The 12274-nt window shown below is 47.0% G+C and carries 11 protein-coding genes; 2 read left to right on the top strand and 9 right to left on the bottom strand.

Annotated features, from left to right (window positions below):
- Positions 1-65: 65 nt before the first annotated feature.
- Positions 66-1130, bottom strand: a complete 1065-nt coding sequence (gene hemE, locus JGK07_RS07285) for a uroporphyrinogen decarboxylase (protein WP_293189225.1) — start codon at positions 1128-1130, stop codon at positions 66-68.
- 51 nt (positions 1131-1181) lie between these two features.
- On the opposite strand from hemE, the gene JGK07_RS07280 reads away from it, so the two are divergent.
- Both JGK07_RS07280 and JGK07_RS07275 read left to right on the top strand, forming a co-directional pair.
- Positions 1182-1490, top strand: coding sequence for a hypothetical protein (locus tag JGK07_RS07280; protein ID WP_293185476.1), 309 nt, complete (start codon positions 1182-1184; stop codon positions 1488-1490).
- A gap of 270 nt (positions 1491-1760) precedes the next feature.
- On the top strand, positions 1761-1964 hold the full coding sequence (locus JGK07_RS07275) for a hypothetical protein (protein WP_293189223.1): 204 nt from the start codon (positions 1761-1763) through the stop codon (positions 1962-1964).
- A 406-nt stretch (positions 1965-2370) separates the two neighbouring features.
- Here JGK07_RS07275 and JGK07_RS07270 read toward each other — a convergent pair whose 3' ends face one another.
- The 8 genes from JGK07_RS07270 to JGK07_RS07235 form a co-directional block, all read right to left on the bottom strand.
- Positions 2371-3171, bottom strand: coding sequence for a hypothetical protein (locus JGK07_RS07270; protein ID WP_293189221.1), 801 nt, complete (start codon positions 3169-3171; stop codon positions 2371-2373).
- A gap of 329 nt (positions 3172-3500) precedes the next feature.
- Positions 3501-4430, bottom strand: a complete 930-nt coding sequence (locus JGK07_RS07265) for an LD-carboxypeptidase (RefSeq protein ID WP_293290794.1) — start codon at positions 4428-4430, stop codon at positions 3501-3503.
- Positions 4431-4717: 287 nt separating this feature from the next.
- Positions 4718-5479 carry a type I methionyl aminopeptidase gene (map, locus tag JGK07_RS07260; protein ID WP_293176554.1) on the bottom strand — a complete coding sequence of 254 codons (762 nt, stop codon included), beginning with the start codon at positions 5477-5479 and terminating at the stop codon, positions 4718-4720.
- Between the two features lie 43 nt (positions 5480-5522).
- Positions 5523-6602 (bottom strand): glycosyltransferase family 4 protein, encoded by a 1080-nt coding sequence (locus tag JGK07_RS07255; protein WP_293189219.1) that lies wholly within the window; start codon positions 6600-6602, stop codon positions 5523-5525.
- Between the two features lie 641 nt (positions 6603-7243).
- Entirely contained in the window at positions 7244-7717 is a 474-nt protein-coding gene (locus JGK07_RS07250; RefSeq protein ID WP_293189217.1) for a TerB family tellurite resistance protein, read from the bottom strand.
- A 287-nt stretch (positions 7718-8004) separates the two neighbouring features.
- Positions 8005-9903 carry a M61 family metallopeptidase gene (locus tag JGK07_RS07245; RefSeq protein ID WP_293176560.1) on the bottom strand — a complete coding sequence of 633 codons (1899 nt, stop codon included), beginning with the start codon at positions 9901-9903 and terminating at the stop codon, positions 8005-8007.
- Positions 9900-10580 (bottom strand): Crp/Fnr family transcriptional regulator, encoded by a 681-nt coding sequence (locus JGK07_RS07240; RefSeq protein WP_293145897.1) that lies wholly within the window; start codon positions 10578-10580, stop codon positions 9900-9902. Before JGK07_RS07240 ends, JGK07_RS07245 begins: the two co-directional genes overlap by 4 nt.
- A gap of 531 nt (positions 10581-11111) precedes the next feature.
- On the bottom strand, positions 11112-11996 hold the full coding sequence (locus JGK07_RS07235; RefSeq protein WP_293242018.1) for an inositol monophosphatase family protein: 885 nt from the start codon (positions 11994-11996) through the stop codon (positions 11112-11114).
- Positions 11997-12274: the final 278 nt, after the last annotated feature.

Below are 12274 nucleotides of genomic sequence, written 5' to 3'. Positions count from 1 at the left end.
GTTGGTGAACCCGCCCCTACGGATTTTGGAGAATGAGGTTTTTGGGGTTTGAATTCCTGTCAAATTTAAGCAGTAACTGCGAGCAATTTGTCGGCTTGTTTCGCGGTTTCAAAGAAGAAACGCACGTTGTCTTCGGGGGTTCCCGGCAATACGCCGTGTCCTAAATTGAGGATGTGTCCCCGATCGCCCGCTTTGCGAATTGTATCAAGAATTCGATCGCGAATAAACGGTTGAGAACCAAACAATACGCCGGGATCGAGATTTCCCTGAACGTTCATGTTGGGGCCCAAACGCTTGCGCGCGTCGGCCATATCAACCGTCCAATCGACGCTGACGATATCTGCGCCGGATGTAGCCATGCGTTCGAGAAGGCCGCCGCTACCTGTGACTAATAGGATTAGCGGTGTGTCGGGATGGGTTTTTTTGACTTGCTCGAATACCTGTTTTTGGTATGGTAGAGCGAAGGTGTCGTAATCCTGCGGGGACAGTTGGCCGGCCCAGGAGTCGAACATTTGCACTACTTGCGCGCCGCAGTCGATTTGATAGCGCACGTAAACTGCGATCGCATCTGCAAATTTCGAGAGCAATTGATGTAGTAAAGTTGGATCGGAAAATGCCATGTTTTTGATGACGGCATAATCCTTAGAACCTTTGCCCTCAACGGCGTAGGCTGCTAAAGTCCAGGGCGCGCCGACAAAACCGAGCACGGTGGATTTGTTGCCAACTTCCGCGCGCAGGGATTTGAGGATTGTTTTGATAAAGGGCAAACTTTCTTCCGGGTTCAGCGGTTGCAGGTTGTCGATTTGCTGCTGAGTGCGGATGGGTGCGTGGATAATCGGGCCTTTACCTTCGGCGATGTCCATGTCGATGCCCAAACCGGGCATGGGGGTGACGATATCGGAAAATAAAATTACGCCGTCGGGTTGAAACGCGCGCCACGGCTGAAGGGAAACTTCGATCGCAACTTCGGGAATTTCGGAACGTTCGCGAAAGGAGGGATACTTTTCTCGCAAATCTCGATAGGCTTTCATGTAGCGACCGGCTTGGCGCATCATCCACACGGGCGGGCGGTCTAGGGTTTCGCCGCGGGCTGCCCGCAACAGCAAGGGAACTTCATTTAATGATGACATCTTAACTTTTCTCGAATTTAGATCTTTTAATGTCTTTGGTAGCTTACCACTGTGCGATCGTCCTTTTCGATCGAAAATTCGGCGATCGGCCCGCAGCAGCTATTGTCTGATGTCTGTATGTGTATTCGGACTGACGCGGGGCTCAGAAACCGGGTTTTTGGCGATAATTCTTCGTCGCAGTCGGCAGATTCGCAAAAAAACCCGGTTTCTTTGGGTTTGATGGGTAAATTCCCTACTATCTATCATTGCGAGGCACTATCTGTCATTGCGAGGAACGTTAGCGAAGCGATCTCTTATGAAAGCAATCTCCGCATCTATTTTTTCAGCGCTTCTGTTTTCTGGACTGAATTAATTCATTAATTGGTAGAGCTTGATTTGCGATCGAACTGTGGTAGTTTGCGAGGGGTCGGGAAAATGGCTGAAAATACGCTGTTTCGTTCTAACCCTCGCAGCATTGCTGGGCAAGGGTTTCAGCGAGTTTTTCTGCGGGGTTGAAGGAGTTTTGACGGATAATTTTGGGAACCCTTGCAAATCTCCCCACTCGCTGGGGAAAATAATTGAATGGAAACTTGACCCAAAAAAATCAATAGGAATATAATTAAATTATACGAACTTAAAGAGTAAATAAAGATGTTTGATTGGATTGTCAAAACCGTAGCTGATGCTTCAGGGGTAACTAGCCAGCTCAAAGTAGCTGAATGGGCAAGATTGAATCAGACTAATGCTTTTGATATGGGCCCCAAAAACTACCAGAGGTGCTTACATGATTTAGGTTTAGGTGGCAAGTATCATGAACTTGAATACAATGAAAACGGAAGCCTTAAATATCAATAGTATCCATTATTTTTGGAACTGAATTAATTGCCTCACAAATTTTAGCTGGTAAGCAGCAACTGATTCACGAATACAAAATTACATCTAAAATACCAAGATTTGTAGGGGCGGGTTCACCCAAATATACAATGAAATCGACGGACTCAAAAACCCGCCCCCACCGATCGCAGAACCAGAAAAACTTGTCCCCAATCAGAGTTGGTTGGTTGGGTTGGGGCAGGTTTATAAATATTGTTGATTTGAGTTACACATCCGGGTGAGCCCGCCCCTACAATTCCTCGGAAAAGATGATTTTTTCGGGCTTATCTAGTTGGGTGGGGGCGGGTTTATAGATATTGTTGATTTGAGTTACAAATCAGGGTGAACCCGCCCTTACAATTCCTCGGAAAAGATGATTTTTTCGGGCTTACCTAGTCACACACACTCCGCCTACAGATACGCGACATTGATCGGGACGATCGAACCTGCTATTATCATTAGATCGATCGAATCTACCATCATCCGCCCTCGCCGAATCTAAATCCCTAGTCCGCGAATTGTAATAATAATCGCCCGCCGGAACAGCCCTAGTCGGTACAGCGCAATAAGTCCCGTCTCTCCCGGTATCGTCAAATCTTACTCTTACCATAGTACGTCTGAGGCGACAGTCGATCGGATTTAAGCCAAAATCATCACGCAAAATCCGTTCTCCATCGTAGCTGCTGCTGTTACGGCCCCTATCGCTTCTGTCATCCCATCTATTATTACTAGCACGTCTGTCGCCGCCATCAATTCCCGCAACTTCCACCGTGTAGCTACCGCCCCTCGCAGCATCTTTCGCTAACACCAAAAGCTTGTAATCGCCACTGCGGGGAATCACATAATTAAAAGAACGGTCTTGGGTAAAAGCGACTTGCTTGTTGTTCCCGTAAAATAGTACCATAACGGGAGTAAAACCGCGACTTCTATCCGTATCTAAAAACACTTGAATGTTATCGCCTTCCCGCGCAGTGAAAGTATATTCTTGACCGCGCAATTCTTCCGTCGGAGTTCCGGGCGTCCACATATTTCGGAAACGGTAAATCGGGGAAGTGCGGCGGATTACTCCATCTATGCGATCGTTATTTTGTATCGATTCGGCAACCGCACTTGACGGAATCGCCGTAAGTGCCAATCCGGTAACTAGGACTGCGGCAGCAATACTGTTTAACAAGTTGTGTGCTTTCATATCAACCTCTCAAAAGTTTTAAAATCTTTTTGCCTTGTTGGCGCCGACATTTGCATACACACTCTATTTTAAATCTAATTTATGCCAACCGTGTTAACCTCACCCAACTGGACTATTTAGGAATTATCGTAGGGTGCGTCAGGGCTGAGTGTTTTAATCACAGACTAATTATTTTTCCCCTGACGCACCCTACCAACTAATAATTTCTCCCTGACGCACTCTACCAACTGACTACCAACTGTACGGTGCGTCAGGGCTGAGTGTTTTAATCACAGACTAATAATTTCTCCCTGACGCACCCTACCAACTTACAGACGTTGATGCCGCATCTAAAGTTGCGATGTATCCCCACAAATCAGCAATCCCGATTCAGCATCGAGACTCGCCTCAATTCCCATCGGTAAAGCAGCGTTAACCCCTTCATGGCCAAACGGTAAATCCGAGACAATGGGAATATTTAAGTCAAAGAGCCGATCGCGCAAAACCTCTTCTATAGTAAAACTAGGACTATCCGGGCCAACCTCGCAGCGACTAAACCGTCCCAAAGCAATCCCCCGCACCCCCGCAAAAGCCCCCGCCATCCGCCACTGAGTCAACATCCGATCGACCCTGTAAGGAGCCTCCGAAACATCCTCAAATGCGAGAATAGCACCAGTCAAATCCGGTTGATAAGGGGTGGAGAGCAAATGAGTAGCCACCGTCAGATTCGCCGGAAACAACCGCCCAGAAGCCTTTCCACCAGCCCATCCCTTACCTTGCAAAGATTGTAACGGACGGCCTTCTACGCAGTCAAAAAGTCGATCGACAGACCAATCCGGTTCCGCGCCCAAAGTCGTCAGCAGCGGCCCATGAACGCCCCAAATCCCCAATTTGTCGTCATTCCACAGCAAAGCCGTAATATCGGAAAAGCCGATCAACCATTTCGGCGCATGGGAATCGGGAGTAGGAAACCCGGAATTAGCCCGATCGCCCACCTTACCTTTTTCCAAAAGTCGAGTGCTGCCGAAACCGCCTCGAACACACAGAATACCGCGACAATCCGGGTCACTGAGGGCATCTGCGAGCTGTCGGACGCGGTTTTCGTCGGAACCGGCCAAGTAGCCAGCGCGATCGGCAAAACCCGGTGTTAATTCAACTCGATAGCCGCGGGATTTCCAAATTTCCAAACCGCGTTCAAAATTAGTCAATTCTCGCAGCGCGCCGCTAGGTGCGATCGCCCGCAGCAAATCTCCCGGTTGCAGCTGCGCTTCAGCGCTCAAAGGTACGTAGTTGCGCTTCAGCGCTCAAAGGTACGTAGTTGCGCTTCAGCGCTCAAAGGTACGTAGTTGCGCTTCAGCGCTCTTTTCGTAAATATAGTAATCCTATCTAAGTTTCAAGGTACGACTACCTCTCGTCTTGCTAAACTCATTTTATAGCAAGGATTTGATAATTTCCCGAGCTTGAAAATGATTTAGGATTGCTCTTTCCGTATATAATACTAAGAGCGCTGAAGCGCAACTACGTACCTAATTCCGAATTCGATTCGGCGGAATTCCACCTTTCATACCTACGGCAAAGTCAGAATTTCCACCCCAGAATCAGTCACAGCCAGAGTGTGTTCAAACTGAGCCGAAAGCTTTTTATCCTTAGTGATAGCAGTCCAACCATCCGCCAAAATTTCCACATCCCAAGTACCCTCATTAATCATCGGCTCGATCGTAAAAACCATACCTTGTCTGAGCTTCTTTCCCGTCCCCCGCTTACCGTAATGCAAAATTTCCGGTTCCGTGTGAAAAACGCGATGCACGCCGTGTCCCGCAAAATTTCGCACCACCGAAAAACCCTGCGCTTCAGCATATTCTTGAATCGCCGCACCGATATCACCGGTACGAGCACCAGGCTTAACTTCCGCAATTCCTCTTCTGAGACATTCCTCAGTTACTTCAACTAACCTTTTAGCTACAGGTGAAGGTTCCCCAACAAAAAAAGTTTTAGAAGTATCGCCGTGATAGCCATCAACTAAAGGCGTTACATCAATGTTAATAATGTCACCTTTTCTGAGAATTTGTTTTGCATTCGGGATGCCGTGACAGACAACTTCATTGACACTAGCACACAGAGATTTCGGAAATCCTTTATAACCTAACGGAGCACTTTTTGCACCGTGGGCTAAAGTCCAGCGTTCCGCTTCGTCGTTAATTGCCAGAGTGCTGACACCCGGTTTAATCATTGGTTCGAGATGCAGAAGAAGCTGAGCTGCTAAGCTGCCAGCTTGACGCATTTTTTCGATTTCTCTGCTCGATAAAAGCACTAAACGTTCAGTTGCCATAGTTATTTTTGTGGTCTTTTGTTGTGGTCAATTAAGAGTTTATTTAACTCAATTTTACAATAGACTTGAACCAGCGTTCAAAAAGATCGCCCGCGGCTCCTAAATTGTATTCTACCTCTGCTTGTCGCCGGCAAGCACTGCGGTCAATTTTGTCTAAACGGTCGATCGCACTTACCAAGCCATTTACACTATCAGGTTCCACTAAAAAGCCCGTCAGCCCGTCTCGCACAATTTCCGCCGGCCCCCCGCGCTCGTAAGCAATCACAGGCACACCGCACGCTAAAGCCTCGATCGCCACATTTCCGAAAGCTTCCACCCAGCGCGGCGTCATCAACAATGCTCGGCACTGGCGGACTTGTTCTTGCATTTTGGTTGTTGTCAGAAACCCTAAATATTCTACCGGAGCATCCGGGTAATCTGTACAAATTTTGTGCCAATAATCCTCATCTTGCATTTTGCCCATAATTTTTAGGGGAATGCCTGTAATTTTTGCAGCCGCCACAGCATCTTCTAAGCCTTTTTCCGGGGCAATGCGGCCCAGCCAAGCTAATTTTGGTTCCGGTTGGCTGCAAAAGTCGTACAGCGATAAATCGATGCCGCCGTTTCCCACCAACTCGCACTCGCTAGCAAAGGCAAAGGTTTGGGCTTGGGTAAGGGTGCAAACTCCCAGCGTACCGGGAAATTTGACGGCGATTTGTCCGGCGATGCGATCGAACGATCGCGACATGGAGCCCATACTGATAAAATGTGCGATCGGAGTGTTAAAAAATGGCGTCAAATAAAAAGGCAACCAATCGTAGGCAAAATTAACAATCAGATCCCAATCATCCTGAACTTGGCGAGCGTATTCCCACATATTTGCCAGCACAGAATCGGCAGGCATCACAATCGGATCGTGGTAATCTTGTGTTTGGGCAGTTACTTGCAAATCCCCCGCGATTTCGATGACTGGAATTGATTCTAAGACTGAACCTGCCGGCGCTACAACTGTTATTTTATGACCTCGACGCTGCAATTCTTTAGCAATGTTGAAGACTGTAAGTTCGACTCCGCCGCCCAACCCCGAACCGAGTTGACCTACAGAAGTTGATAGGAACAATAATTTTAAAGAGTTATTAGTCATTAGTTATTAGTTATTGGTTATTAGTTATTAGTTATTAGTTATTGGTTATTAGTTATTAGTTATTAGTTATTAGTTATTGGTTATTGCTTATTAGTTATTAGTCACTTACTTGAGAATATTCTCAACAATCATAAGATCGATCTTTACCCGAAGATGATATGGCCTTTCTCAAAAAAAGTGAGGTATGCCCTATGCCCTATGCCCTATGCCCTATACCCATGAGTACCTCTCTCTATTTTCTCCCTCTGTGTCCTCTGCGCCCTCTGCGGTTTAATCATTCTGGTACAGCCGGATTTGATCTTACACATCCGGGAGAATCAACAACTTTCCCTAACACTCTTGCACAACAATTGTTAGGTTACATTATTTGGGAAAAATTGTATAGCATTTATCAGAAAGATGAGGTATGACTGACTGCTTATATAACCGCTTAAACGAAGAGGGCTGAAGCCCAAACGAAGAGGGCTGAAGCCCAACAACGTACCTCACCTATCTGAGAAGGGCTATATTACCCAGTCCAAAAGTATTAAGTAAAAAAGACTTACCTATGGCGAATTATTCCCGGTTGCTCTTAAAAATTTCAGGTTTAGTAACGAGAAATACAGGAATCAACCAGGAATCAGCCGCGCGCCAGTCGCAAACTAGCGTTTGATGAACTGTTCTAATTTGTGAGCTATCTTCTCTATAATTCCCTCCGAAGTATGTGTCGCCGATGATTCTGCTTCAATACGCTTGACTGCATCTTCTGGAAGATTCAGCAACTGCACTAATTTTTGATAAGCTGCGGCTTCGTCAGAGTTAATGTTTGGTTCGTCGGGAGTGCGAGAACTAGATGCAATCACTTCATAGCCGAGTTGCAAGACTAATTCTTTTTCCTCTTGAGTTTCTAGTTGGTGAATCAACTCATCAAGGGGAATATTTTGCATGATGTAATCCCGCAGTTCCTGTTGCATTTGTTGGGCGTCGTCATCTGCGGCAAACAAACGACAAAAGCGATCGAGCATTAAATTAACTTCTTCTGTTGCGAGTTCGCCATCAGCCCAGGCCATAGAGGAAACGATTCGCAGCAGGTTCATCTGGCGAGGCGTAATTGATGGAGGAGGTGGGGTTTGCATAATTAAAATTGGTGATTGCTAATGGGTTATTTGTTATGAGTTATTTGTTACTGGTTATTGCTGATTTTTTATGTCATATCCGGTGAGACAACCATCATAAAAGTCTTTTTTAGTAAGGACTTGAGTCCTTCCCGATTGGCCTATAGTTTTGCAGTGAGGACGAGCGCTCTCAGTACAAAATTTATGATAGGTAATTAACCGGACACAATCTTATTGGTTATTAAAACTAACAAATAACAACCAACAAGTAACAAGTAACAAATAACAACTAACTACTAACAATGATGTCACAAATTCGACAGAGGAACACCCAGCCATCCAGTAAAGTTTTGTTTCTGAATAGTGCTTGGCCGATCGACTGGTACGATCGAATAACGGCCGGGGCGCGGCTGGGCGAGAGTAACAGAACAAGTCCGCAGTTCGTCTTGATGAAAAACTGTCACTTCTACCGTGTCCCCCGGCTGATAGTCTTTCAGCCTCTCTGCCACTTGTTCGGCATTTACTCGAAAACCTGCGATCGCCAGCAACTCGTCTCCAGCGTCAATTCCGGCCAATTGTGCCGGAGATCCTGCTTCGACAAATTTAACCATTTGCCGCCCGTTTTCCGCTCCCAACGTCCAACCCATCCGAGGCGTTTGCTCGCTTTCATCTACCCAAATTTGTAGCCCGAAAGGTTCCAGATATTCGTTATAAGGCAACTCTTCTGTGCCGTCTACATAGCGCGCAAAAAAGTCACTCAAATCCATGCCGGCTACAGACTCGATCGCACTTTGCAACTCTTCGGGAGTAAAGCCTATTTCTGCCGTCCGCGAGCGAGCATTTAACTTACCATTTGATGTCAGATACGCAGGCTTTGCCTCTGTTCCCGACTTCTGGTCAAAATCTTCATTTTCAGGAGAACAACCGCCAAACTGCTGCCACATCAAACGCATCACATCGTCGAGCGATCGCGCGTTGCCGTGTTTAGCTCGAATCAACAAATCCAGCAGAAACGAAACTAATTCCCCTTTCAAATAATAGGAAATCTGCGAATTATCGCTATTAGCATCCCTCCGATAAAGTTTAATCCAAGCATCCCAACTCGACTCGCTCGCAGGCTGCACGTTCCGCCCCGGAGTCGTCTGCAAGCGAGTGATTTCTTTGGCAAGATTTTGGAAATAACCTTTCACGCCATAGAGACCCGCTCGAAAAGGAATTAGCAAATCGTAATAACTGGTCGTGCCTTCAGAGAACCATAAAGAAGGAGTATAATTCTCTTGTTCGTAGTCAAATATTTCGAGAGCTTTCGGTCGAATGCGCTTGACATTCCAGAGGTGAAAAAACTCGTGAGCCACCAATTGAATGAACCGTTCGTACTTGTCCTTGTTCCGAAAACCAAAACGCGAATAGTTAAGAGTGCAACTATCCTTGTGTTCCAATCCGCCAAAACCAGAGCCAGACAAATGCAACAAAAACACATAGCGGTCGTAAGGCAAACCGCCGAACATTTCTGCTTCTACCTCAATGACTTTCTTGATATCTTGAATTGCCCGTTCTGGTTCTAAATTGCCTTGTCCCCAAACTACAAGCTGATGGGGTTTTCCCATCACTTCAAAATCGTAGGACTCGTGACAGCCAATCTCAAAAGGACTATCGACAAGGGTGTCAAAATCCGCAGCAGCGAAAGTAAAATCTTCCCCAGAAACAGGCGGCAAAGTAGTAACTGTGCGCCATTCCGGCTGCGGTGGCACCACTGTCACCGTATAGCAGTTGCGCTCAAAACCGGGCAAGAAAAAGCACAGAGCCGCTGGATTAAAATAACCGTGAGTCGAGTCTAAATGATTGGTTCGTACTGTCAGTTCGTTGGCAAAAATCCGGTAGCAAACCGTGACATCTGACACTGAATTTGTCTCGATTTGCCAGTGATTTTTGCTAATCTTGCGCCAAAGTAAAGCTCGATCGCCTCCTAGCGATCGAAAATCTTGCAGGTGGCGGGCGTACTCTCGAACCAAGTAAGAACCGGGAGTCCAGACAGGCATTTTTAAATCCAGCACCGGCTCCGACCAACCCTGCACGCGCAAAGTCACTTCAAACAGGTGGGATTCAGGATTGGGCATCGCCACCGAATAGTGAATGGTCGGTGCTGTTAGTTGTCCGATCGCGCGATCGGCAGCGGACGAGGTATCCTCATAAGTGACATCGGTCATTGACTTGCCAAATTCATCAAGTGCTTGAGGTTGATCAAATGGATAGTTTGGTGCTCTGGATCGATTTTGATCCAGCCTTTACTATCTAGTTTTTCCATAATTTTGCTGGTTTCATCTAGGGCGATACCTGTCACGTCAGCTAAATCTTCATAAGGGATATTGAAGATATCTCTGCCCTCAGCAGTTTTCTGACCGTAGTTTTCTCCCAGCTCAACTAAAGTATTTGCTAGTTTAACCGCTGGCTGGCGGTTCTGGAGTTGAGAGCGGAGATTGGTTTGGCGCAGGCGCCGCACCATCAGTTGCAGCATCCGGTGATGCAATTGCGGATCTTTAAACAGGGTTTGGATAAATCGCTGAGCCGTGACACTGATCAGCCGCACGGGCGATAGAGCAAGTACGTCATTCGATCGGGGAGATTCATCAAGAATGGCCATTTCGCCGAAGAAAGCTCCCCGTCCTAAAATAGCCATTGATACAGCTCGATCGTTTGACAGGCGGCGGACTTTGACCCAGCCCGACACAACAAAATAAATTGCGTTACCCCAAGAATCCTCCATCACCACAGCTCGGCCTGGGGGATACTCATGCTTAACGGCATTGGATAGCAGCCCTCCCAAGGTTTCTGGGTTAGCACCCTTAAATAGAGGGAACAGCTCACTGAAAGCTTCTGTCTTCATGCAAACTCGCGGAGGTGGGAAATTAGATTAGGCGACACCCAATAGCTAGGGAACGATCGCTGTTTGAGAAAACAAACAATCTGTTGCTGCTACATAAGATTGACACAAAGCGAACGAGACGCAAATCTCAGACACAGGCGAAACTTACTTCGTCTCATAGCTCCTTTGACATACCTCCTCTTCCTGAATGAGAGAGGATTCCTTAACGCTTCACAGACTAATGCTTGCAAGAAGCAAGTCTCACTCAGTCTCCACGTTCGTTTTAAGTCTCCCAATGCCCTAGGTTGACTTTTTGTTTTCCTCACAAGTCAAATGCTTGTATGCCTTCAGGGTTGGAGTCAACCATTGCCCCTCTAGCTGTCTAGGTGCGCTCTCACCGTAGCTGTTTCAACGTGTCTTGAGCCTGTAGACATTTCAATTTTAATGCAAAGCTGTCCTAGAACTATGGGGTTTAAAACCCAATTCTCCAATCAGGGTACAGGGGCCCGCTTCACCTAAAATTATGGGCAGATTTTTCAATCTTAAACGGGTTTACAGGCGTCCCACTGCCTGTTGAACTTTCCCCAACAGAGCTTCTATATAATCCGGCCAGCCGATCGCGATCGACTGCGTGTGGGCCAGAGACTCCGGCTCTATGGCGTCTGCCGTCCACCTCAGCGGTTGACCTTGCAAGTCGCAACAGACCAATCCGGCTGCCTTTGCTAGGGCCAGAGGGCCGGCGGTATCCCACACTTTAACTCTACCGTTGAAATACAGGTACAAACCGGCTCGACCTTGTATGATTTCCATAACTTTTAAGCCAAAGCTTCCCAGCGAGTAAAATTCTACTCCTGGGATGCTTTGGGCGATCGCCCCGGCATAGTTTTTCTGGTCTCTGTCGCCGAGAATAATTTTACAATTGAACGGTGTCGGAGCGGGGGGTTTGCAAAGGCCGATCGGCTGCGGCGAAGAGGTTCCTACAGTTTGGAACAATCCCCAATCTTTGCCGCCAAAATACATTTGGTCAAAAGCCGGGGCGTAGATCCAGCCGGCCACCGGTTCCCCCTCCAACAACAGCCCCACCATCACAGCATAGTGCTGTTTTCCCTGAATAAATCCCTCCGTCCCGTCCAGGGGATCGATGCACCAGAGGCGCTGGTAATTTGCCTGGTAAGCTGCTCTGGAGGACGTGTTTTCCTCCGTGATCCTGCCATCTTCAGGAAACAAAGCGCTAAATGCTGCTGATAGTTTTCCGTCTAAGTAGCGATCGATACTCGTCACGTAGTCATCTGGGCCTTTCTCGGAAACTTCAAAAGGTTCCGCTGCAAGCTTGTGGGCTTCTTGACCGCACTCTCGGATGATGTAGCGAATTTTTTTGTCTTGCTCTGGAGAAATATACATCAGGTTAAACATAAATGCTTCAGCTAACTTCAGCATAAAAGCTTAAGTCATTGGAATCGAGCGATCGACCCCTGTGACTATTTTTGACTCTTACAAGATTGGCGCCCGGGTGTCAGCCCTAGGCGCAAAAATTAATTTGACGCACTACTTATGGCGATCAGATGCTCTTCGGCGCACCCTACTCATATCGTTTCCGGTTGCATGGGTATTATTCAAATTTCCCAACAGTCAACAATCAATAATCTATCGTTTCCGGTTGCATTGATATTGTTAAAATTTCCAAACTGTCAACTGTCAACTGTCAACTGTCAACT

It is taken from the genome of Microcoleus sp. PH2017_24_DOB_U_A (genome assembly GCF_020738205.1).
Classification (GTDB): Bacteria; Cyanobacteriota; Cyanobacteriia; order Cyanobacteriales; family Microcoleaceae; genus Microcoleus.
The sequence above is the reverse complement of the archived record's forward strand: the minus strand, read 5'-3'. Positions and strand labels throughout refer to the sequence as shown.